This is a genomic window from Parabacteroides massiliensis (assembly GCF_900155425.1).
GTDB lineage: Bacteria > Bacteroidota > Bacteroidia > Bacteroidales > Tannerellaceae > Parabacteroides > Parabacteroides massiliensis.
The window spans coordinates 792,769-815,870 of the sequence record NZ_LT700191.1; the positions used below are offsets into that span (position 1 = coordinate 792,769).

24 protein-coding genes and 1 pseudogene are annotated in these 23,102 nt (G+C 48.1%); 16 read left to right on the forward strand and 9 right to left on the reverse strand.

What is annotated here, in order from left to right:
* Window positions 1-3 precede the first annotated feature (3 nt).
* The 5 genes from BQ9893_RS14260 to BQ9893_RS22190 all read left to right on the forward strand — a co-directional run bounded on the left by BQ9893_RS14260 (window position 4) and on the right by BQ9893_RS22190 (window position 3,521).
* Window positions 4-420, forward strand: coding sequence for an EamA family transporter (locus tag BQ9893_RS14260; RefSeq protein ID WP_075966636.1), 417 nt, complete (start codon window positions 4-6; stop codon window positions 418-420).
* Complete coding sequence (locus tag BQ9893_RS14265; RefSeq protein WP_075966637.1) at window positions 417-1,094, forward strand: response regulator transcription factor; 678 nt, start codon at window positions 417-419, stop codon at window positions 1,092-1,094. The genes BQ9893_RS14260 and BQ9893_RS14265 overlap by 4 nt, the downstream gene beginning before the upstream one ends.
* Window positions 1,091-2,170, forward strand: a complete 1,080-nt coding sequence (locus BQ9893_RS14270; RefSeq protein WP_075966638.1) for a sensor histidine kinase — start codon at window positions 1,091-1,093, stop codon at window positions 2,168-2,170. The genes BQ9893_RS14265 and BQ9893_RS14270 overlap by 4 nt, the downstream gene beginning before the upstream one ends.
* 100 nt (window positions 2,171-2,270) lie before the next feature.
* Window positions 2,271-2,810, forward strand: coding sequence for a phosphatase PAP2 family protein (locus BQ9893_RS22185; RefSeq protein WP_244155146.1), 540 nt, complete (start codon window positions 2,271-2,273; stop codon window positions 2,808-2,810).
* A gap of 48 nt (window positions 2,811-2,858) precedes the next feature.
* Window positions 2,859-3,521 carry a phosphatase PAP2 family protein gene (locus BQ9893_RS22190; RefSeq protein ID WP_244155147.1) on the forward strand — a complete coding sequence of 221 codons (663 nt, stop codon included), beginning with the start codon at window positions 2,859-2,861 and terminating at the stop codon, window positions 3,519-3,521.
* A 21-nt stretch (window positions 3,522-3,542) separates the two neighbouring features.
* Here BQ9893_RS22190 and BQ9893_RS14280 read toward each other — a convergent pair whose 3' ends face one another.
* From BQ9893_RS14280 to BQ9893_RS14300, 5 genes and pseudogenes are all read right to left on the reverse strand, one after another.
* The gene (locus tag BQ9893_RS14280; RefSeq protein WP_075966639.1) at window positions 3,543-4,307 is read right to left on the reverse strand and encodes a TIGR03915 family putative DNA repair protein; all 765 of its coding nucleotides are present in this window, start codon (window positions 4,305-4,307) and stop codon (window positions 3,543-3,545) included.
* The gene (locus BQ9893_RS14285; protein ID WP_075966640.1) at window positions 4,304-5,572 is read right to left on the reverse strand and encodes a putative DNA modification/repair radical SAM protein; all 1,269 of its coding nucleotides are present in this window, start codon (window positions 5,570-5,572) and stop codon (window positions 4,304-4,306) included. Before BQ9893_RS14285 ends, BQ9893_RS14280 begins: the two co-directional genes overlap by 4 nt.
* Before the next feature lie 58 nt (window positions 5,573-5,630).
* Window positions 5,631-5,945, reverse strand: a pseudogene (locus tag BQ9893_RS14290) (AraC family transcriptional regulator); the annotation flags it as partial.
* On the reverse strand, window positions 5,941-6,990 hold the full coding sequence (locus BQ9893_RS14295) for an aminotransferase class I/II-fold pyridoxal phosphate-dependent enzyme (RefSeq protein ID WP_075966641.1): 1,050 nt from the start codon (window positions 6,988-6,990) through the stop codon (window positions 5,941-5,943). The pseudogene BQ9893_RS14290 and the gene BQ9893_RS14295, both read right to left, overlap by 5 nt.
* 31 nt (window positions 6,991-7,021) lie before the next feature.
* Entirely contained in the window at window positions 7,022-10,003 is a 2,982-nt protein-coding gene (locus BQ9893_RS14300) for a serine hydrolase domain-containing protein (RefSeq protein WP_075966642.1), read from the reverse strand.
* 176 nt (window positions 10,004-10,179) lie between these two features.
* Between BQ9893_RS14300 and BQ9893_RS14305 the strand changes: the two genes are divergently transcribed.
* The 3 genes from BQ9893_RS14305 to rplS all read left to right on the forward strand — a co-directional run bounded on the left by BQ9893_RS14305 (window position 10,180) and on the right by rplS (window position 12,699).
* Window positions 10,180-10,953 carry an NIPSNAP family protein gene (locus BQ9893_RS14305; protein ID WP_075966643.1) on the forward strand — a complete coding sequence of 258 codons (774 nt, stop codon included), beginning with the start codon at window positions 10,180-10,182 and terminating at the stop codon, window positions 10,951-10,953.
* Window positions 10,954-10,981: 28 nt separating this feature from the next.
* On the forward strand, window positions 10,982-12,217 hold the full coding sequence (locus tag BQ9893_RS14310) for a glucuronyl esterase domain-containing protein (RefSeq protein WP_075966644.1): 1,236 nt from the start codon (window positions 10,982-10,984) through the stop codon (window positions 12,215-12,217).
* A 134-nt stretch (window positions 12,218-12,351) separates the two neighbouring features.
* On the forward strand, window positions 12,352-12,699 hold the full coding sequence (gene rplS / locus BQ9893_RS14315) for a 50S ribosomal protein L19 (RefSeq protein WP_005645840.1): 348 nt from the start codon (window positions 12,352-12,354) through the stop codon (window positions 12,697-12,699).
* 96 nt (window positions 12,700-12,795) lie between these two features.
* On the opposite strand, the gene BQ9893_RS14320 is transcribed toward rplS, so the two are convergent.
* The 3 genes from BQ9893_RS14320 to BQ9893_RS14330 are packed head-to-tail and all read right to left on the reverse strand — an operon-like array spanning window position 12,796 to window position 15,572.
* On the reverse strand, window positions 12,796-14,007 hold the full coding sequence (locus BQ9893_RS14320) for a BamG family beta-barrel-assembly machinery protein (RefSeq protein WP_075966645.1): 1,212 nt from the start codon (window positions 14,005-14,007) through the stop codon (window positions 12,796-12,798).
* Window positions 13,994-15,310, reverse strand: a complete 1,317-nt coding sequence (locus tag BQ9893_RS14325) for a DUF4270 family protein (protein ID WP_075966646.1) — start codon at window positions 15,308-15,310, stop codon at window positions 13,994-13,996. The genes BQ9893_RS14320 and BQ9893_RS14325 overlap by 14 nt, the downstream gene beginning before the upstream one ends.
* A gap of 16 nt (window positions 15,311-15,326) precedes the next feature.
* Window positions 15,327-15,572: a hypothetical protein gene (locus BQ9893_RS14330; RefSeq protein WP_139322612.1), complete on the reverse strand. Its 246-nt coding sequence runs from the start codon at window positions 15,570-15,572 to the stop codon at window positions 15,327-15,329.
* On the opposite strand from BQ9893_RS14330, the gene BQ9893_RS14335 reads away from it, so the two are divergent.
* Together BQ9893_RS14335 and BQ9893_RS14340 are read left to right on the forward strand one after the other, a co-directional pair.
* Window positions 15,566-16,576, forward strand: a complete 1,011-nt coding sequence (locus BQ9893_RS14335) for a Kelch repeat-containing protein (protein WP_075966648.1) — start codon at window positions 15,566-15,568, stop codon at window positions 16,574-16,576. The genes BQ9893_RS14330 and BQ9893_RS14335 overlap by 7 nt on opposite strands.
* Window positions 16,577-16,587: 11 nt before the next feature.
* Window positions 16,588-16,923 (forward strand): DUF4907 domain-containing protein, encoded by a 336-nt coding sequence (locus BQ9893_RS14340; protein WP_244155148.1) that lies wholly within the window; start codon window positions 16,588-16,590, stop codon window positions 16,921-16,923.
* A gap of 33 nt (window positions 16,924-16,956) precedes the next feature.
* Here the strand turns inward: BQ9893_RS14340 and eno are convergent, their stop codons facing one another.
* On the reverse strand, window positions 16,957-18,240 hold the full coding sequence (gene eno / locus BQ9893_RS14345) for a phosphopyruvate hydratase (protein ID WP_075966649.1): 1,284 nt from the start codon (window positions 18,238-18,240) through the stop codon (window positions 16,957-16,959).
* Window positions 18,241-18,585: 345 nt separating this feature from the next.
* Here eno and BQ9893_RS14350 point away from each other — a divergent pair, with 345 nt between their 5' ends.
* From BQ9893_RS14350 to BQ9893_RS14375, 6 genes are all read left to right on the forward strand, one after another.
* A complete protein-coding gene (locus BQ9893_RS14350; RefSeq protein ID WP_075966650.1) occupies window positions 18,586-18,981 on the forward strand; it encodes a hypothetical protein in 396 nt (131 codons plus the stop codon).
* 193 nt (window positions 18,982-19,174) lie between these two features.
* Window positions 19,175-19,984 (forward strand): MotA/TolQ/ExbB proton channel family protein, encoded by an 810-nt coding sequence (locus BQ9893_RS14355; protein WP_075966651.1) that lies wholly within the window; start codon window positions 19,175-19,177, stop codon window positions 19,982-19,984.
* Window positions 19,985-19,989: 5 nt separating this feature from the next.
* On the forward strand, window positions 19,990-20,598 hold the full coding sequence (locus BQ9893_RS14360; protein WP_075966652.1) for an ExbD/TolR family protein: 609 nt from the start codon (window positions 19,990-19,992) through the stop codon (window positions 20,596-20,598).
* A 14-nt stretch (window positions 20,599-20,612) separates the two neighbouring features.
* Window positions 20,613-21,278 (forward strand): ExbD/TolR family protein, encoded by a 666-nt coding sequence (locus BQ9893_RS14365; RefSeq protein WP_075966653.1) that lies wholly within the window; start codon window positions 20,613-20,615, stop codon window positions 21,276-21,278.
* Between the two features lie 5 nt (window positions 21,279-21,283).
* Window positions 21,284-22,102: an energy transducer TonB gene (locus tag BQ9893_RS14370; RefSeq protein WP_075967389.1), complete on the forward strand. Its 819-nt coding sequence runs from the start codon at window positions 21,284-21,286 to the stop codon at window positions 22,100-22,102.
* Between the two features lie 55 nt (window positions 22,103-22,157).
* On the forward strand, window positions 22,158-23,090 hold the full coding sequence (locus BQ9893_RS14375) for a PstS family phosphate ABC transporter substrate-binding protein (protein WP_075966654.1): 933 nt from the start codon (window positions 22,158-22,160) through the stop codon (window positions 23,088-23,090).
* Window positions 23,091-23,102 lie beyond the last annotated feature (12 nt).

Sequence of the window (23,102 nt, forward strand, 5' to 3'; positions counted from 1 at the left end):
GCAATGTGGAAATATTATGCACTATTATCGGCGTTGTTTGCTGCATTAACCGCCATCTTTGCTAAAATAGGGGTAAAAGCGATCAACTCCGATCTGGCTACCGCCATCCGTACGACTGTAATCCTGCTGATCACATGGGGGATCGTTTTGTTCGGCAATCACGCAGGAGAAATAAAAGAGATCAATCGTCATTCCTGGATATTCCTGATACTTTCCGGTATTGCAACCGGGTTGTCATGGCTCTTCTATTTCAAGGCGCTACAGGATGGCGATGTTTCCCGTGTGGCACCGATAGACAAACTTAGTGTGGTCATTACCATCTGCCTGGCCTTCTTCCTGCTAAAAGAGCCCGTCAGTCCGCGGGTTGTCATAGGTGCTTTGTTTATCACCGGTGGAAGTATCATAATGCTTATAAAATGAAACTACTGATTATCGAAGACGAACGCGAGCTGTCGGACAGCATTGTTGCCTACCTCAGTTCGGAGAACTATCTATGTGAGCAGGCTTTTACTTGCGATGAGGCAAAAGAAAAGGTTGAATTATATGATTACGACTGTGTGTTGCTGGACTTGATGCTGCCGGGAGGGAACGGACTTGATATTCTGCGAAACATAAGAAACAAGAATAATCCGGTAGGTGTTATCATCGTATCGGCCAAAGACTCTTTGGAAGATAAGGTCAGGGGGTTGGAAATCGGAGCGGACGACTATCTGGCCAAACCGTTCCATCTTCCGGAACTAAGCATGCGTATCTATGCCATTATCCGTAGAAAAGAATTTTCAGCCAACAATGTTTTACAAAGTAATGGGATCACCATCAACCTGCTGAGCAAGACTGTTCACATAAACAACAAACCGGTTCTATTGACACGAACGGAATATGAGTTACTGCTATTCCTTATAGGCAATAAAAACAAAGTAATATCCAAGGGAGCTATGGCGGAACATTTGAGCGGAGACATGGTAGACATGTTGGACAACCATGATTTTGTCTATACACATATAAAGAACCTGAAAGCCAAACTGGCGGAAGCCGGTTGCAAAGACTGTATTAAAAATGTTTACGGAACCGGATATAAATGGGTAGAGTCATGAATAAGAAAAGCCTGTTGAAAAAAACACTTACACAGTTCATTGTCTGTATAGCCGTCACACTGTTGTTAGCGACACCGTTGTTTTATCTTCTGACCAAACATTACTATGCAGAAGACATGATCGATATTATCGAAGCCACCCAGCAAGGACATCCTTTGCCCGCTATAGATTTGGAGCAAGACATCATGCATGGTATCATGATACAATTTGCCTTGATCAGCGGAGTATTGGGAATCGCTATCGTTTTTATGATGCGTTTCATTTCACAACGGTTATGGAAACCTTTTGATGAATCTTTAAGGCAGATTGAAAGTTTCCGGTTGGAAAGTGGCATCGTTCCGCCGTTACCGGACTGCGATGTAAAAGAGTTTGACCGGCTGAACCATGCCCTGACTCTTCTCATGGGGAACAGTATGAAAAGTTACCGGGCCCAAAAAGAATTTACAGAAAACGCTTCACATGAACTACAAACGCCACTGGCTGTTTTTCAAAGTAAACTCGACTTGTTGCTTCAGCAACCGAACTTAACAGAACGGCAAGCTGTAGCCATACAGGATTTATATCAGATATCCAATCGTCTGGTCAGATTAAACCGTAATCTGCTATTACTTGCCAAAATCGAGAATAAACAATATGTGCAAATGGATTCCATTGACATAGTGGCCTGCATAGAAGAGCTTCTTCCTTCATTGGAAAGTCTGGCTGGCAATATCACGATCTGCAAATCATTCCAAAAACAAAGCCTTGTCATACACGGGAATAAAATTCTGCTGGAGAGCATGATAAACAATCTGGTTGTAAACGCGGTCCGGCATAATACCGCAAACGGGAAAATTGCGATTACAATCCGGGAAAATTGTTTCATCGTATCCAATACTTCCGAAGAGGGAGCATTAAATCCACAGCTAATATTCAACCGTTTCTATCATCCTTCCGAAAAGACGAAAGGCAACGGGCTCGGACTCGCCATTGTAAAAGCAATTTGCGATTATCATGGATGGACAGTGGAATATGAATATAAAGACCGTAAACACTTTTTTAAAATACAATTCCATCAGGAAGTTCAATCCCGATAACCATCTGTTCAAGCACAGAAATACCGGTCTAAACAAAAGACTTCAAATTTTCCACAAATTTGCCTTCTACCTTTGTTGCAGTTTTCTTTAAGGATAGAAGATGGTAAAAACAATTATTGCAATCGCTTTATTTTGCTCGACCTTTACTGCCCGGGCAACTGTCGGCTACATTGACGAGGATGTGCATGACACATTAACGATTCGCTCCATGAGCCGATTTGAACAAACATTAGATAAAATAACCTCTTCCCAAGCTTACCAAATGACCTGTATCGGCGTACCTCTTATCATAGGCGGAGCGATTGTAAAAGGGGAAGATGACCATTTTCAGCAGTTAAGAAATGACTATCTGCCTTCGTTCAACCGCCACTTCGACGATTATCTGCAATATCTTCCGGCAGCGGTGATGCTCGGAATGAAAGTCGGTGGAGTGGAAGGGCGCAGTTCGTGGGGACGAATGTTGGTTTCCGATGCATTCTCTGCTATAATCATGTCTACTGTAGTTTGGCAACTAAAGGTCAGTACCCAAGTCACACGTCCCGATGGTTCCAACAACCATTCTTTTCCTTCGGGACATACCGCCACCGCTTTCATGACAGCAACAATGATGAGCAAAGAATATGGTGGACGCAGTCCCTAGTATAGCGTGGGAGCCTATTCCGTTGCAACAGTAACGGGACTCATGCGAATGGCCAATAATAAGCACTGGCTGAGTGACGTGCTGGCCGGAGCTGGATTTGGAATTTTATCCACAGAATTAGGTTATTATTTGGCAGATCTTATATTTAAAGATAAAGGCTTCCATTCTTTTCATTCACAGGAATCTTTCGACCGGCTGAGGTTCCCTTCTTTTATCGGTATCTATATGGGCTTCAATCTGGCTCCCGGCACTTACCTTCTCCCGGATCATTACCGGTTAAAATTTTCGACAGGAAGCAACGCCGGAATAGAAGGAGCCTGGTTTTTCAGTCCCTACATCGGTATTGGCGGACGTTTTTCTGCGGGCAATATGGCCGTCACCTTAAATAATGAAGGCCAAAACAATGCATTAGACCTTATATCGGGCTATGCCGGTACTTACTTTTCCTATCCGCTTAGCTCGCGATTACAGATTGGAAGCAAGCTTTTGGTCGGGTACAATTATTTCACCTCTTGCAAATTACCTACTATGACGATCGGTAATAAAGGGGGAATCGGCATGGGGACCGGACTTTCTTTTTCTTTTCAGGCCAAACAAAATATGGCAGCCAAACTTTTTTTTGATTATAACCTGATTCATCCAGCCATACAGTCAGAGAAAAAATGCATGCAACTTATGACGTTAGGAAGCTCTGTCGCCGTATCTTTTTAAAGCAAGGATATGCAAGCTGGCCTATAGCTTTTCCGGCATATACTTCCAAAATCGGGCAGGCATGTGTTGGCGGTGCAGTTTGGGGTTGAGACGTTCTTTAATGGCGATAGATTTGAAGTAGGTTTTCCACATCTGCTGGAAAAGTTTCTCGTCGGCATCCATCAGTTCTTCGCTGAGCAAACCGGAAAGGAGATGGGCCTCCTTCTCTTCAAAACGGACTTCGACTGTTTCTTTCAGGTCGTAATAGTAACCGTACTCGCGTTTCAAGTCATAGAGCAGCCAACACTGATCGGCAAAACGGTCTTTCAGGTGTGGCAAGGTAAGAGGAAGTACGTTATATACAGGTTTGACGGCTGCAAAGAAAGTCCCGTCCGCAGCTTTCTGAAAACGGAGGAACTGGATGACACGCAGGCGTTCGTTCGTCACCTTCTTCCATATCTTGGATACTTCGAGAACATCTGGATCGCCGAAGTTCAGTTCGATCGTACGGGGGGCATCGATCGCCTTGCGGATATAGTGGAAAAGCAACATGTCCACTTCAGGCAATTCGGACAGCCAGGTAACGGTAATCACAGACAAAGCCATATCGGAAAGTCTCTTCTGCAAACCTTTCCAGACACGGTCCACCTTGGCATCGTCCGTGCAGATCGTCACCGCCTCATCATAAAACAAAGGAAAAGGTTCTCCTTCCGCTAACAGCAGATCGGGAAAGCTACGACGCGAATAAGCGTCAAAGACAGCAGTCAGCAGCCCTTCAAAAGTCTTATCGTACACAAATATCGTCATGATTCTTCCCTGAATTGAAGGACAAGCTGGCGGTCGTCGTTTTTCTTCCCTCCCGCTTTCCGGGTAAGGATTTGACGAACAGCTTCAGGTGAGACTTCGTTGATCGTGCGGACAGGTAGTTCGTGGCAGGTAATGAAATACTGGGCTTTCTTCATCACAACACCGATCTTCTTCAATTGCTCCGTTCCCAGGCGGGAATAGCGGCGGGAGACAACGATCAATTTCGCCGACTTCACCCCGATACCGGGTACGCGAAGAAGCATCTCGTAATCCGCCTTATTGATATCTACCGGGAACTGTTCCGGATGACGCAACGCCCAGCCAAGTTTCGGATCGACTTCCAAATCCAGATCCGGACAGGCATCGTTCACAATCTCATCCACTTTGAACTGATAGAAACGCAGGAGCCAGTCCGCCTGATACAGGCGGTTCTCCCGTACCAAAGGCGGCTGCTTCAGAGCCGGCAACCGATTATCGTATGCATTGACGGGGATAAAACCGGAATAATAGACACGTTTCATTGTCGGACGCTGGTAAAGGGCGGACGAGAGACGAAGGATATCTTTATCCGAATCGGACGTCGCCCCGACAATCATCTGCGTGCTCTGCCCGGCAGGCACAAAACGCGGAGCATGGCGGAAACGTTTCCGTTCTTCGGCACTTTGCAAAACCCCTTGCTGGATATAACGCATCGGCTGAAAGACGCTCTGGAAATCTTTTTCGGGAGCCAATAACTGAAGACTTTTCTCGTTTGGAATCTCGATGTTCACACTCATACGGTCAGCATAAAGCCCGGCTTCGTTCACCAGTTCCTGGCTGGCACCAGGAATACTTTTCAAGTGGATATAGCCGTTAAACCGGTACACTGTCCGGAGGTCTTTTACTACTTTGACGAGGCGCTCCATGGTGTAATCGGCATTGCGCACGACGCCGGAACTTAGGAAAAGCCCTTCAATATAGTTACGGCGGTAAAACTCGATCGTGAGGTTCACCAGTTCCGTCACCGTCAATGTAGCACGGGGAATATCGTTGCTGCGGCGATTGATGCAGTAGGCACAATCGAACATGCAGTAATTTGTCAGCATGATTTTCAGCAAAGAAATGCAACGCCCATCTTCGGCAAAGCTATGACAAATGCCCCACCCTGCCGCACTTCCGATCCCGCCGCTCTTGTTCTTTCGCGACGTTCCGCTGGAAGCGCAAGAGACATCGTACTTGGCCGATTCAGCCAGTACTTTCAGTTTTTCAAGCACTTTTTCGTCCATAATTGCTACCGGGATTTCTTGACAAAAGTAAGAATAATCTTTTACTATTTCTTCGCTCTCAAAAGAAAAGTAATCCTACCTTCTTGGAAGGATCACTCCACTCTTCAAACATCCTCACAGTCAGCAGGTTTTCAGGCTTCGTATTGCGTGGATCGTTCAGATAGCGTTCATAACTCGGCTCGTCACGGAGTGTACAACCCATCTCTGGCAATTTCTTTGCATAGATCGTATCGTAAACGGCTTGCAGATATTCATATGATCCCTTATAAATAAAGGATGCATAGCAACCGGTCGGGATCTGCTTGGATCCAACTTCGCCTTTCGGCAGAACAGGTTCAGGCATGACCATGCAAACATCCGTACGCAATTTATCTTCTGATATATCTTTTTTTCTGGTCTGAGAGCCATTCCCGTACCGCATTGACAAGTATCCGGTTCTCAGCTGCTGTCTGTGCCGAAATACGGAGATAGGTTTCATCCAGACTGCGGAAATTGGAGGCATCACGGATCAACAGGCCGTGATGATCCCACAAATACTGCTTCAACGCAGCGGCCGTTCCTTTTTTCAAACGGACCAAAAAGAAAGTAACGGATGTCGGCAACGCTTCCAGGTCGCCCAACTCATTCAACTGGTCGATCAGGCAGGCAGTCTCATGTTGCCATTCACGAAGAGGCAAGACATATTGCTCCGGATGTGTCAAGATATATTTACCGGCTTCCACTGCAATTGCATTGACAGACCAGGGAATGATGTACCGGTTTATCTGCTCGACCTTTTCAGGAGAAGCGATCAGGTAACCTATGCGGAGTCCCGGTATATTATGCGCTTTCGAGATCGATTGAATCAGGATCAGGTTCGGATGATCGCGGACATCCGAGGGTTTCAGCAACTTTTCCGTTGTGAAGGCGACGTATGCCTGGTCAATAACAAAGACCGTTTGCCTGTTTGCCTCGATCAATGCCAGCAGGTCCATCCGGCGGATCAGTTTGCCGTCCGGATTATTCGGGTTACAAATCCAGCAGAAGTCCTGCCCTTCCAGCGAAAGGCCGGACAGGTCGCACGAAGTCGGGAAGAAACATATCTCATGTCCATGCAAGCGGCAGGCATCTTCATACTCAGCAAAAGAAGGAACGGCAATAGCAGATTTCGCTCCTTTCCAGGTTTGTGCCAGCAGATAGAATGCCGTGATTGAGCCGTTCGTAACTACGATATTATCCTCCTCCACCTCATGGCAGTGAGCAAGCAATCGTTTCAGAGAAGAAGCATCCGGTTCCGGATAACGCGTCAGTTCATAAAATCGCTTGTTCAAGTGTTCCCTGAGTGTGCGGAGATCAGCTCCATGCCATACATTTGAACTGAAATTTATCTTTACCTCTTTCTGCGAATTATAGTGATCGTCACCGTGTCCGAATAACATCTTGGGGAAATTATGATTTATGAATTATGATTTATTTGATCGCTTTATATATTGCGTCTTGGATGCGTGTACGAATCTCCAGCGAACTCAACTTATTGTTGGCCCGCGTCGGGTTCACACGGTTGGACAGGAAGATATACAGCAGGTTGTTGTCCGGATCTACCCAGAAACAAGTACCGGTAAAACCGGTATGTCCATAGACTGAGACAGGAGCCAAATTGCCGCAAGGAGAAGTTTTACCTCCACCGGCTACCGGCTTGTCGAACCCCAGACCGCGACGACAAGTCGGGCTTTTGCTTTGAGTAAAGAGGCGACTGGTCTCTTTGGATAAATATTCTTCACCTCCGTAACTTCCCTGGTTCAGATAGAGCTGCAACACTTTCGCCAAGTCGCCCGCGTTGGAGAAAAGTCCGGCATTACCCGAAACACCTCCCTGGAAAGCGGCAGCCTCATCGTGCACATAGCCGCGCAGCAGCTGGCGACGGATAAAACCATCGTACTCGGTCGGGACAATCTGCATAGTATCGAGGATGTGCAATGGATTGTAGGTCGTATGCCTGGCACCAAGCCGGTTGAAGAACGTGTCATACAGCAGACGGTCCATAGGTTGCTGCATCTGCTTTTCCACCATCATTTTCAAAAGGATAAAATTGATGCAACTATATTTGTACTTGCCGCGCATACCGAGGCGCGAGTCTTTGATCTCCTGGATAATGGTGTCTTTAAAAGAGTCGTGCAAATACATGTTACGAGCCACTTCGGTCGTAAAGCCCGGTTTCCTGTCAAAGGAAACCAAACCGGGCAGAAAAGAGAAGTCGTTGCGCACATACGTCCGGGCATCGAAACGGATCGGATGCGTCTGGCTCTTTGCATTGCTGTACAGGCTGCCTTTGTAACTGTCCTTATCGATCGCGTTCAGATAGAAATTGATCGTCGGCGTCAGCCCTGACTGATGGTAGAGGAGATCTCTGATGAGCAGATTCTTCTTATCCGAATCCTTCAGTTCGGGAATAAAATCGGATATCTTATTGTTCAGCGTGAACTTCTTGTCATCATAGGCTTTCATTACGGCCAACAAGGTCCCCGCCGCTTTGGAAGAAGAAGCCAGGTCATAGACGGAGTTTTCGTCAACAGCCTGTTTCTTGTCATAATCGAAATAGCCGAATGATTTTTCATAGATAATCATCCCATCTTTGGCTACAAGCACCTGGCAACCGGGAAAAGCCTTCTGTTCCAGGCCGTCTTCTACGATAGAAGCGATCACGTTCAAGCGTTCAAGGTTTGCCCCTACTTCTTCCGGCTCATGATAGCCGAGACGTGTCTTTCCTGTAAATACGCCCGTCCCCGCCGTATACAAAGTAGGGATGGAAACCGGTAGCTTTCCTTTGGCTGCAATACCGCCAAAAATGGCTTGCGCGGCATATTTCTGAGCAAGCGGCGTGCCCTCGTAGGCCATTACGACCGCTTTGGCTTTCAATATGGATGATTTATATTCTTTACAAAAATAGGGCAAGGTAAAAAAGGCATAGATTAATTCTTTCTTGGCTGCCAACTCACGCAATGCCAAACTTTCCGGAATACGGACCGTATGTACGCCGCAGATAACCACATCATATTTCTCCAGTTTCTTATACACGTTCTGCACTTGGGCGGCCGTTGCATTCCGGCTGATACTGAAACTGGCGATCGAATCATAACGTCCCAACATCTTCTGAAACTCGTTATCCACCCCGTCACCGATAGACAGGGCTGCTATCTTTTTCTTATCGAGTTGCTTCAACGGGATGATGCTGTCTTCATTCTTCAAGAGGGTGATCGCTTCTTCATTCAACTTGGCAGCGAGCCATGCAGCATGGGGAGAGTTCAGCCGTTCGGACAAACCTTTCGTATCGACCGGGTGATAATCGTTCAACCCGGCAATGTATTTATATTGCAGAATCTTGATGATCTTCGCTTCTATCTCTTCTCTATCCAAAATTCCATCTTCCAATGCTTCCTTCACGGCTGCGAAGTCATTGAGCGGTGCTGCCGGTGCCAAAAGAATGTCATTGCCGGCCAACAGTGCCTTCACGGATGGATTATCGGATTTACGAGTAGTAGCCCCTTTCATCGCCAAAGCATCGGTAAAGCACAATCCTCGGAATCCGAGTTCTTTTTGCAACAGGCCGGTGACGACAGCACGGGACATGGAGACCGGCCTATTGCGTGCCTTGTCCAACGCCGGGACATACAGATGCCCGGTCATCACACCGGCATAACCGTCATAGATGTAACGTCTGAAAGGCAACAGTTCCACACTGTCCAAGCGTGCCCGGTCATGATGAACGGCAGGCAGCGTATAATGGGAGTCTTCAGCGGTATCGCCATGCCCGGGGAAATGCTTGGCAACGGACAAGATACCCTGCCCTTCCAGCCCGCGGGCATACGCCAGACCTTTGTCGGCTACCGCCTGCGGATTCTCGCCGAAGGAACGGAGTCCGATCACCGGATTGTCTGTATTGCTGTTCACGTCCATATCGGGTGCGAAATTGATATGGATTCCCATCTCCTTGCACTGACGGGCAACTTCCTTGCCGTATTCGGTTATCAAATCGTTATCTTCGATCGCCCCCAACATCATATTCTTCGGGAAACGGGTCGTACCGGATAGACGCATGGAAAGTCCCCATTCTCCGTCAAGCGACACGAGCATCGGTACGCGGGATGCTTTTTGCAGGCGGTTCGTCACCTCCGCCTGCATGACCGGATCGCCCTTATGGAAAAGGATACCACCGATCTTCATTTCATTGACATAACGCATCAGACGTTGCATATTACGTGTGTCGGATTTCGGGTTGGCAATGACCATAAAGAGTTGTCCGACACGTTCGTCATCGCTTATCGCATCGAAAACGGAGTCCACCCAATGGTTCATTTTCGCTTTGTCCACTGCCCGGTAAAGGTTCGGTGTCGTCTGGGCGACAGCGGAAAGGACGGTAACACAACTAATTAAAAATATATATATTTTCTTCATCGAAAAAGTTGAAATTTATGATTTATGATTTATGATTCATAAATAATGATCACAATATCTCTCTAATAAATCATAATTCATAAATCATAAATCAAAACAAATGTACGGAAATTACCCTGATATTTTCTACCTTTTGGGTGCTTACTAACTTATTTTTATTTAAAATCTATAGAACCATGCAGAGAAGGCACTTCATGAAGCTAACAGGTCTGTTGGCTACACTCCCGGCTATCAGAGGAATAGCCGCGACCTCCGAAAGAACAACTTCGTCACAAAAACAGATATACGAATGGCGCATCTACACACTGGAAGGGGGTGGTAACGGTCTGGACGACTTTTTCCACGATACACTGATCCCGGCCTATAACCGGAAGAACATCAAAGTCGGAGCTTTCACTCCCTATAAGAAAGAGGAAAAAGAACGGCGTTTGCTGTTGTTCATCTATCCCGATATCACGACTTTTCATCAGGTAAAACGGACGATCTGGGACGATGCGGTATTCAGGAAAGCGGCACAGCCTTATTTCGACAGGACGGCTCCCGACCCGGCTTACTTCAATTTCGAAAGTTTCCTGTGTGAAGCTTTCGACAAAGTACCTTCCCTTCTGATGCCGGACAAGAGCCGGACAATGTTCGAACTCAGGACATACCACAGTCCCAACGAAGAGGCCAACCAGCGGAAAGTCGCGATGTTCAATAAAGACGAAATAGATGTTTTCGACAAGGTCGGCATCAACTCTGTTTGCTACGGGGAAGTGTTGGCCGGTCCGATCATGCCAGCGGTGATGTACCTCACCTGGTACAAGGACGAACCGACACGCAACGCCGCCTGGGACAAATTCCGGGCACATCCAGACTGGCAGCGGATCAAGAATCTGCCGGAATATGCCAATACGGCTACCCGGAATACCAGCCTGTTCCTCTCACCATTGCCTTATTCGCAGATATGAAAAAATTGAAAATCAAAAAATCAAAGTTATGAGACAAACCATATATTTTTTGTGCCTTTGGGCTTGCAGCCTGTTGGCAGGACATGCCCAGGAAGCTGATGAAGCAAACTACGACGAAAACAAAATACCGCCTTACACTCTTCCCGCCCTGTTAAAAACAGCAAACGGCAGGGAAGTGGCAACCGTGCAGCAATGGGAACAGGCCAGACGTCCGGAACTGCTGTCCCTCTTTATCGAGCAGGTATATGGGAAAATACCGGCGGACAAAGTGGCTGTGTCCTACAAAAAACGGGACGACAACCACAGTGCCGTCAACGGCAGTGCCACTCGTAAACAGATAGAAATCACATTCAACCATAACGGTGTAGAACGGAAAGCCTTGTTGCTGATGTATCTGCCGAACCATGTCAAAACAAAAGTGCCAGTATTCCTGCATTTCAACTTCCAGGGAAACCAGACTATTTCTTCGGACCCGGACATCATCCCGTCGCAACACTCCGATCGCCCACGCGGAAACCAGTCATCGCGTTGGCCGGTGGAAAAGATCATCGACGCCGGATACGGACTTGCCACCGTCCATTACTTCGACTTCTTCCCCGATAGCAAGGACAAGTATGCGGAAAGTATTCTCGCTCTCTTCGGCTATCAATCGGAAGAAGACATTCCGGAGGACGGCGGACAGGCGATCGCCGCCTGGGCATGGGGTTACAGCCGGGTGATGGATTACCTCGAAACGGACTGGCAGGTCGATGCCTCCAAAATCATCCTGATGGGCCACTCCCGCCTGGGTAAAGCCGCTCTATGGGCAGGCGCAACCGATCCGCGTTTTGCAATCGTCGTCTCCAACGAATCCGGATGTGGCGGAGCAGCCCTGTCCAGACGACAGGTGGGCGAAACGGTCAACCGGATCAACCACGCTTTCCCTCACTGGTTCTGCAAGAACTTCCACCGGTATAACAAGAAAGAGGACGAATTGCCGGTCGACCAGCATGAACTCTTGGCTCTTATCGCTCCCCGCCCCCTTTATGTGGCAAGCGCCGAAGAAGACCGTTGGTCCGATCCGAAAGGTGAATTTCTCTCAACCGCATACGCCGGAGAGGTCTACAAGCTCTATGGAATGAAAGGACTGGAAACGACCACGATGCCAAGGGTCAACACACCAGTCATGAACCGTGTCGCCTACCACAACCGTACAGGCGGACATGACGTTACGGATTTCGACTGGGAGAACTACATCACGTTCGCTGATAAGTGGTTGAAGTAAAATTTATTAATTCGCCACTTGCGTATCAAATAATTATTTCGTTACTTTGCATCCGCTTTACGTAATCTCTGTCGGGACAAGTAGCCCGTTACATTGCGTTTCATTAAATATTACAATTAAAAAGCTATAAAACAATGGATTTAATTAAAGTTGTAAACGAAGCGTTTGCTACAAAGAAGGAATTTCCTGCATTCAAGAGTGGTGACACTATTACAGTAGCTTACCGTATCAAAGAAGGTAACAAAGAACGTATCCAGCAGTACAGAGGTGTTGTAATCCGTATCTCTGGCCATGGTGACAAAAAACGCTTCACAGTGCGTAAGATGTCTGAAAACGTAGGTGTAGAACGTATTTTCCCGATCGAATCTCCGTTTATCGAAAGCATCACAGTTAACAAGTTCGGTAAAGTGCGTCGCGCTAAATTGTACTACCTGCGTGCTCTTACCGGTAAGAAAGCAAGAATCAAAGAAAGAAGAGTGTAATCTCTGCGGTTCTATTGCCATACAAAAAAGCCGTCCGAATTTATTTCGGGCGGCTTTTTTGTTTACTATCTATCCATGAATGGATCAAGACAAATTTCATAATTTGACCTTATAGAACAGTTCGCTCAACGTATAAGTGACGCTAAAGCCCGTTATCCCGCGCTTCAGCATCCGGCCGTCCAGATCGACACGATCGTAAAAGAAAGACGTGTGGAGCCGGCCGTTCATCAAAGGGAAGCCCAACCCGGCACTGACGCGCCAAGAGAGACCTGATTGTCCTCGGATCTGCATGTAAAAAGGGGACGACAACCCGACACCGACTTTATAGTCCATCCGTTTCCAGATACCCGAAGAGCTGTAGCCATCCGGGAAATAGCAGATACCGGCACGCAATTCATGCGAGTCATGGAATGTGACGCGACTGTCTGCCGAAGTCAACGAACCGTATTGGCGAAACAGGTAGTCAAGCGCATACGTCATTTTTTTATATTCCACGGAAACACCACCCCCGACATATTGCGGCAAGGTCTGGCTGACTCTTTTCATATTATAACTGTATTCGGAAGAACTTTCCGTTATCGTTTTCGTCTTTTCCATCCGTATCGTCTGAGGTAAACCGTAAACCACCCCTAACGTCAGATTCAGTTCACGTCTTAGACGACGGGAATACTGCATGCCGAAATCAGCAGAGAAAGATTGTCCGGAGAGTTTCTGGGAAACAGACATTGTGCTCTGAGCCTCCGTTTGTGTCATATTCCCGAAAATATACCCTAAATTAACCCCGACCGACAAAGAAGGCAAGAGTTGAAAGGCATTCGAAAGATAGGCCTTCGACAGACCTCCGTCGCCGGAAAAGGTACTCGTATAGTAGGAACCGGGAGCCCCTTCCAGCTCCTGCGTACTCTGGAAATAATAACCGACCGAGCTATAAGGAGCCAATCCTGCCGCCATATACCAGCAAGGCATGACACGTCCTGCCAGTGCAAAACGCGAAAAGTTACCGGTAAAAGCCTGGTTTTCGCCTCCTTTCGATCGATAAGATTCCCATTTTGCAAAAGCGGACGCTTCTGCAAACAAGCGGCACGTATCGAGCCCGGTCAGCCCGGCAGGGTTATCCGTATTGATAAGCATTTTTCCGCGCATGCCGATCGCAACGCCTCCCATACCTGCATTGGCCCCGTGCAAACCGGTCATGATCTCTCCCACGCCAAACATGGAATAAGGAGAAGAAGTCATCACATTCTGTGCCACACCCGAAAAAGGGAGCAGGAACAGGCTAAATATCCATCCGTAGTTAATAGCTCTCATAAACTTTATAGGTTAGTTGTAAGACAATGGGAGACTTCCCTTCCTGGTCGCTGAAAGTAAGATTACGGAACGTCCGCGTGTAGGTGTCTTCATTGAAGACAAGTTGCAGATTATGCTTATACTTCCCAAAAGCTCCTAACTCTTCCTGCAGGAAGGTGCTGATATCAAAATAGTAATAAGTATTCTCGACAAAGCTGTCGTCCTTGACCAGCGTTCCGCTCTGCACTTCTGTGCCCAGGTAATCGGTAACGGCATCTGTCACGACATTGTTCTCATCTATGATATAAAGATAAAGGCTGTCGGGAAGAGGGTTGAACTCAGACCAAGTGTTCGGTTCCGGATAAATCTTCAGATAGGCGGATTCGATCGAAATGCGTTTCCCCTGCTGCAAGATCTCGTTCAGGTGCGGAAAACCAAGACGGCTGTACCAACCGATCCCTGCAAACAGAATACCCCGATTCTCCAACTCGGAGGATGCGACTTCGACATTCTTCGCCGGAAGACCTTCCATGGCTGTCCCCATGCGGTCGTGGTCGACGTGATAGAACTGTGTCTCGGTTTTAGGATTGATCACACACTCGGCTTCCCGGGCTACCGCATCTTCTATGCTATAACGCAGAATCAAGGCGGAAGCCGTATCGCCCACTCCGAACGATACGATGTTCCGGCATACGTCAGGATCGGGAACAACGACCAAGCCTTTGAAATAATCTTCAAAACGATCACCCGACAGTACATCGTCACGACCGTGCAAACGAGTGAGCATATCCTCTCCCAACTCATCCGGCAGACGGATCTCCAACCGTTCGCTATCGCCCGGTTTCGGATTGAACGTGCAGGTCGCGATCGGTTCCGGATCGAAGGCAAAAGAGGAATTATTGTACAGATAGTCATTGTCATTCAGGATCACCTTCTCCAACAGGCGGTGTATGGTGAGACGCATCGGCTGCATCGTGTCACCAATCGAATAGCCCCCGTAAGACAAGGCCAATACAAGAGAATCCAGCCGGACCGCTTCGTCGGCCTCCGTGCTATAGGTCGGAACCGAATAAGGAAGGTAGGCGCAGGCAGAAACGGTCCCCCAAAGCGAATGGGTGTATTTGCCGACAAGGGCAAGTCCCAGCCCGTTCGTCTCCAACGAGTCGATTATGGTGGAAGTGACCGTCACGGTACAACTATCGACACAGATATTGCGAAAAGCACTGTCGACCAGATTATCTCCGTAGCTGTTTCCCTCATCGTAACAAGAAAAGAGAGAACCGCACAGCAAGAGCAACCAAAAAGGAATCAGAATTTTATTCATACATATATATTATATTTCAAGTTTGCAAAGAACTCCAATCCCGACTTGTCTTGCAAGAATAACCTGCCAACGCTCCATTTCTCTCTATCAAAGACAAATGTTGCCCTGTCAACGCCTTTTCAAAGGCAAAAACAGCTTTTACCATCCTGAACCATCCGTTCACCGGATAAGAAAGCCCGTTTACCGATTTAATTTGCAGGAAAAGAGGAAGTCCCGTTTTTTTGTATCCGAAAACAATAAAGAACACGTTTAAGAATGACACACAAAAGTTTATTTGCTCTTTTGATAGCATTGTTTCCCGTCTTCGTGACTTCCTGCAGCGACGATGACGATGATGACTTGATCGGTCACTGGGTCCGCACCTCCGATTTCGACGGGCTTGCCCGTGGAGAAGCCTCCAGTTTTTCCATCGGCGACAAAGGATATTTGGTCTGCGGATATGACGGCAGCAAAAGCAATGCTCGCCTGAGCGATTTATGGGAATACGATATGACAACGGATGCCTGGACACAAAAGGCAGGCTTTCCAGGAACAGCCCGCAGTAACGGAACGGCTTTTGCCATCGACGGCAAAGGATATTTCGGGACCGGTTATGACGGCGTAAACAAACTGAACGACTTCTGGGAGTATGATCCGGCAACCAACAACTGGACACAGAGAACCGATTTTCCAGGTTCGGGACGCTACGACGCCGTTTCTTTCGGCGTATCCGGCAAAGGATATATAGGAGCCGGATATGACGGGAACTACCTGAAAGATTTCTACTCGTTCGACCCCGCAGCCAACACATGGACGCAAATCGTCAGCATCGGAGGAAGCAAACGCCAGGGAGCTTCCAGCTTCGTGATCGACAATATTGCCTACGTCTGCGGAGGTGTCAACAACGGCGAATATGTCGACGACTTCTGGAAATTCGATCCGACGGCAGGCCAGTGGACGCAACTGCGTGACATAGCCAACACCTCGGACGAAGACTATGACGACGATTACAGCATTGTACGCATGAATGCCACAACCTTCGTTATTGACGGTGCGGCATACCTGACCTGCGGAGAAAGCGGGGGTGTCCGCAGCGACACTTGGAAATACTATCCTTCCACCGACTTGTGGGAACAGGTACACAACTTCAAAGGGGCGGCGCGTACAGTAGCGGTCTCTTTCTCCAACGGGACAAGAGGCTACATAGCAACGGGCAAAAGCGGTACCTACCGGTTCGACGACATCTGGGAACTGCATCCTTTCGATTATGATCCTGATGACGATTGATGATGAATGCGATGATGAGAAAAGGCAGGAAGGCTCTCGGAAGCCTGATCATACTGCTGCCGTTGTTACTGGTTCTTTTTTATTTTCGTTTCCGGGAAAAGGGGTCCCGGAACGAGATGCAACCTGAGTTGCAGACGTTTCAATTGGGGGATGGCTGGGGATACAAAGTGATGATGAACAAAAAAGTGATGATTTACCAACCCACCATTCCCGCAATTGATTCGCTCCGCCCCTTCCCTTCGGAAGCCAGTGCCCGGCGTATCGGCAGCCTGGTAGTGGAAAGAATCAAGAAGAGCCAATGTTTTTCGATAACAACAGATGATATTATACATTCACTCTCTGATTAAGAGGAAGGCCTGCCAGTGATGGTCGGCCTTTTTTTATTTTTTGTAAGTCTTATATCCATAGACAGCCAAGCTGCCCAACTCTTCTTCGATACGGAGCAACTGGTTGTATTTCGCCATACGGTCCGAACGACTCAACGACCCGGTCTTGATCTGTCCGCTGTTGGTCGCAACGGCAATGTCGGCGATCGTAGCGTCTTCTGTCTCACCGGAACGGTGTGAAGTAACGGAGGTATAGCCGTTGCGGTGGGCCATTTCGATTGCATCCAGTGTCTCGGACAACGTTCCGATCTGGTTCACCTTGATCAGGATAGAGTTCGCACAGCCTTCCTCAATACCTTTCTTCAGGAATTCCACATTTGTCACGAACAGGTCGTCACCGACCAACTGGCATTTGCTTCCCAACGCCCCGGTCAACAGTTTCCAGCCGGTCCAATCGTTTTCGTCCATACCGTCCTCGATAGAGTCGATCGGGTATTTGGCAACCAGTTCGGACAGGTAGGCCACCTGTTGCTCAGCCGTACGCTTGGCGCCTTTGGCCCCTTCAAACTTCGTATAATCATACACACCATCATGATAGAATTCGGAAGAAGCACAGTCCATAGCGATCGTCACGTCCTTACCCGGCTCGTATCCGGCAGCTTCAATGGCAGCCATGATGGAGTTCAACGCGTCTTCCGTCCCGTCCAATGCAGGAGCGAAACCGCCTTCGTCACCGACAGCCGTGCTCAAGCCGCGATCGTGCAACACCTTCTTCAAGGCATGGAAGACTTCGGCGCCCATGCGCAAGCCTTCACGGAAACAACAGGCGCCAACCGGACGGATCATGAATTCCTGGAAAGCGATCGGAGCATCGGAATGCGAACCGCCATTGATAATATTCATCATCGGGACAGGCAACACATACGCATTCGTCCCGCCGATATAACGGTAAAGAGGCAGGTCCAGATAGTTGGCTGCCGCCTTGGCTACTGCCAAAGAAACGCCCAACATGGCGTTGGCGCCTAAATTGGACTTAGTTTTCGTACCGTCGAGTTCAATCAGTTTATGGTCGATCTCACGCTGGCTCAGAGCACTCATCCCCAAAATGGCGGGAGCAATTACGTTATTGACATTATCGACAGCTTTCAGAACGCCTTTGCCACCATAGCGTTTTTTGTCGCCATCGCGAAGTTCGATTGCTTCGTTTTCACCAGTAGACGCACCGGAGGGAACGGCTGCACGGCCAAAAGCGCCGGAAGCCAGATGTACATCTACTTCAACAGTCGGGTTACCACGTGAATCAAGGATTTCTCGTCCTACTACTTTTACAATTTCCATACTTCTAATATTTGAGTTTTATCTTCTGTATCCATGTAACAAAAGAAGACGAGGCTTTGTTGGATGAACAAGATCGAACTTATTTACCACGCCATTTACACAATTGACAAATGGATGGCAATTCCTGTTTTTTGTCAACACTTTGTCGTGTTAAAAAATATTACCCTTAGGTGTAAATCCTTTTACATGCCCTACTAACCCCAAATTCCTGCTATACCGGTTACATTTTGACAATAGAGGTTAAGAGAACAAACAACATCTTTATCCAACTTTTTCAAAAAATTCCTCAACTTTTTCCCAACCGCATTGTTACTTTTATACGATAGAATTTTAAAATTGGCCATGATGAAAAGGTTATTATCCATATTATCGCTTCTTCTCCTGTTTTTCATAGGACAGGAAATCATGGCTGCGACAGGCGAATCCGTTACGGACAAAAAGCAAACGACCGTTACGTCAAATCCAAAAGCCTTCTCTCTGCAACATAAGGTAAAAGTTTTCGAACTGAACCAGAGTCCTAATGCTGCTCCGTGTCTGAGCAATCGCGTACAACTTTCCACGGAGATAGGCGGACGGTTCCTGAAAACGGCCTCCCGCCAGTTCGAACTGTCCTTACAAAAAGAACAAGATACCCTCAACAAGATATCGGAAATAGTAGCAGTCACTCATTCGTTAAAATGCTCTTCTCTTCGTATACGGGCAGGCCATTGGGTCTACGTCTTACGAAAAATAATTATTTGATAGTCCATACTGTTGGTTTAGTAGCTGAGAGTAATCGTCTCCCCTCTTGAGGAGAGGATTAAAGGGTGTGTATTTTCGAATGCGCAGACAACATCACACCCCCGCCTCATCCAAGAGGGGAATGGTTAGGAACAGCCACGTGTATATCTGCTTTATCGCAACAAAATCAATCACTATCAAATAATTCAAGAGTATGGGAACTAAAAAAACAAATAATAAAAAATCATACAACGGCATCTCCGCAGCCATCGTAATTTTGACCTGCTTCATCATTGCCGTTTGTTTTTACAGATTCGTCCTGGGCAACCCTGCGAACTTCATGGACAACAATCCTGCCAACCATCCGCTGCCCGGCAACTACTTCGGGACGGTATATAAAGGCGGCTACATTGTTCCGGTCGTCATCACCTTGTTCCTCACCGTCGTTACTCTGAGCATCGAGCGCCTGATCGCCATCAGCCGTTCCAAAGGGAAAAAGAATCTGGTCGGCTTCGTACAGATGATCAAAAAATATCTGGAAGAAGGCAACCTCGATGCCGCCCGTAAACTGTGTGGCGAACAGAAAGGCTCCGTTGCAAATGTCGTCAATGCAGCCTTGTCGCGCTACAGCGATGTGGAGAGTTCTTCCGGGCAGACCAAAGAACAAAAAATACTGATTATTCAAAAAGAGATTGAAGAGAGCACCGCCCTCGAACTGCCTTCGATGGAGCAGAACCTTCCGGTCATCGCCACGATCTCCACGTTGGGAACCCTGTTCGGACTATTGGGAACCGTGTTAGGCATGATCCGTTCGTTCGCCGCTTTGGCCAACGCCGGCGCACCAGACTCCGTAGCCCTGTCCACCGGTATATCCGAAGCTTTGGTCAACACCGCATTAGGTATCGCCACCGGTGCACTGGCCATCATCTCATACAACTACTTCACCAGTAAAATAGACAATATCACCTACGCTATTGATGAAATAGGTTTCTCCATCGTACAGACGTTCGCCGCTAAACATTAAGTCTTATGCCTAAGCTGATAGTAAAACGTAAAAGCACATTCATCGACATGACGGCGATGAGTGATGTCACCGTGTTGCTGCTTACTTTCTTCATGCTGACGTCCACCTTTATACAGAAAGAACCAGTGGTGGTTACCACCCCTTCGTCCGTCTCTGAGATCAAGATACCGGAAACGAACATCCTGTCCATCCTGGTGGACCCCGACGGGAAAGTATTCATGAGCCTGGACAAGCAGGAAGACAAGGCGAACGTCCTGAAATTGTTGGGAAAAGATTTCGGCATCAATTTCACGGACAAAGAAGTGTATGACTTCAGCCTGCAACCTTCCTTCGGTGTCCCCATCCAGAACATGCAGGAGTTCCTCGGCATGCCGTCCGGCAAACAGGACCGACTGATGAAGGATTACGGTATTCCCACCGACAGCACCGACAACCAGTTCAAACTCTGGGTGCAACATGCACGGGAAGTGAACCGTAACCTCGTCATCGCCATCAAGGCGGACCAAGACACTCCCTATCCGAAGATTAAGAACATCATGAACACATTGCAGGACCTTCGAGAGAACCGGTATAATTTGATTACCTCGCTCAAAAAGATGCCTGACAATGTCTAACAACGACTAAAGTCATGGCAGAAGTAAATACAGACAAAGAGAAAAACGACGGAAAGAAAGGCAAACAGAAAAAAATGACCGTCCGCGTGGACTTCACGCCTATGGTGGACATGAACATGTTGCTGATCACTTTCTTCATGCTCTGTACCTCGCTCAGCAAGCCACAGACAATGGAGATCAGCATGCCGTCGAAAGACCAGGTGACAGAAGCGGAGCAGACAAAAGTCAAAGCCTCCAAAGCCATCACTCTGTTGCTTGGCGAAGAGGATAAGATATACTACTATTTCGGCGAGCCGGACTACGAACACGTCGAGTCGCTGCAACAGACCGACTACTCGCCTGCCGGACTGCGCGACATCCTGCTGGAACGGAATTTCGATGTCGTCAGCCAAATGAAGGAGCTCAAGTTGAAAAGACTCAACAAGGAAATTTCCGAAGACGATTTCAAGAAGCAGGCCACTGAGATAAAAGGTTCCAAAGACGCTCCCGTCGTCCTGATAAAAGCGACCGACGAGGCCTCTTACCGGAATCTGGTAGATGCACTGGATGAAATGCAGATATGCAATATCGGCAAATACGCAATCGTGGATATCACGGATGGAGATAAATTTTTGATCGACAACCTGAAGAGCGGCGGTGAGCTGACCCGACAGATTGCCCGGTCCAACCCTAAAAAATGAAGGTCATGCTAAAGAATATAAACTTGAATTCGCCGGAATGGTGCGAATTGGTCTTCACCGGAAAGAATAAAGAATACGGTGCCTACGAATTACGCAAGACTTCTTCTTCCCGCCACCTCCGCGCCCTGCTGGTCGTAGTGGCCGGGGCGGTCCTGATCATGGCATTGCCGGTCATCATCAAGTCGGTCGTACCGCAACAAGCAAAGGAGCAAGTATTGGAAGTGACTGCTCTCTCCGATCTGAAGATGGAAACGAAAGTGCCGGAAGAAAACATCGTGCGCAACATCGAAGCCCCTCCCCCGCCCAAATTGAAGAGTAGCATCAAGTTCACCCCGCCCGTCATCAAAGCAGACAAAGAGGTGAACGACAATGATGAGATCAAGACACAGGAAGAACTGACAACCTCGAAGATGGCGATCTCGGTTGCCGACGTTCAGGGGACGGACAGTGAAGACGCGATCGACATCGCCGACCTGAAAGACAACAAGGAGGTTATCCAGGAAGAGACGAAACCTTACACAGCTGTCGAACAGATGCCGGAATATCCCGGTGGCACGACAGAGTTGTTGAAGTTCATTGCCGAACACTTGAGATATCCGGTTTTTGCTGCCGAACAAGGCATACAGGGGATTGTCACGATCCGCTTCGTGGTCAGTCCAGATGGAGAAGTGACGGATATACAAATCCTCCGCAAGCTGGACCCGACGTGTGACAGGGAAGCTGTACGGGTAATCAAATCACTCCCGAAATGGATGCCTGGCAAGCAAAACGGCAAGGCCGTACCTGTCTACTTCACGCTACCGGTACGGTTTAAACTACAATGACCATGAACCGTGAGTCTTCTATTGAGGATACAGATTCTATAAATACAGAAATAATATGAAACGGACTATTATCTTCTCTTTCTTAGCCGTTACGTTTTTAGCAGCTTGCAACTCTAAAGACCGGACGGAGCCTGACGACACTCCCACAAGTGGCGTGATAACGATTGCGGTGGATGAATCGCTCGCTCCGATCGTACAGGAGGAGATCGCCGTATTCGAAAGCATCTACAAAGAAGCGGGTATCGTTCCCCGATTTTCCGGCGAGACGGAGACAATCAACCGGCTACTTCACGACAGTACCTGGCTGGCCATAACCACCCGCCCTCTGACACCGGAGGAAACGGCCTACATGAACCAAAAGAAGCTGTTTCCGAAAGCCGTCAAGGTAGCGACCGATGCGATCGCTTTGATCATCAATCGGCAAAACCGGGACTCGTTGATCGGGATGCCCGCTTTGAAGGACATCCTGACCGGCAAGATACGTAACTGGGACGAGCTGTCGCCTCGTAATCCGTCCACACCGATCGAGGTGGTGTTCGACAATCCAAACTCGAGCACGGTACGGTATGCGATCGACTCGATCTGCGGCGGTGAGAAACTTAGCGGACACCTACAGGCGGAACAAAGCAACCGGGCGGTACTCGATTATGTCTCGAAAACACCGGGGGCGCTCGGTATTGTCGGGGTCAACAGGGTCAGTAACCCGGCCGATTCCACAAGTATGAGCTTTATCGACAATATCCGTGTGATGGCTGTCAGCCGTTACCAGGAGGCGACTCCTGCAAACAGCTTCAAGCCTTACCAGGCTTATATCGCTTTAGGCGATTATCCAATGACACGGCCTGTCTACCTGCTTCTTTCCGAACCCCGGATGGGGCTGGCTTCAGGTTTCACATCCTTTGTGGCAGGCGACCGCGGACAACGGATCATCCTCAAATCGGGATTACTCCCGGCTACACAGCCGCTACGGATTGTAAACATCAAATAAACGCTATATTCG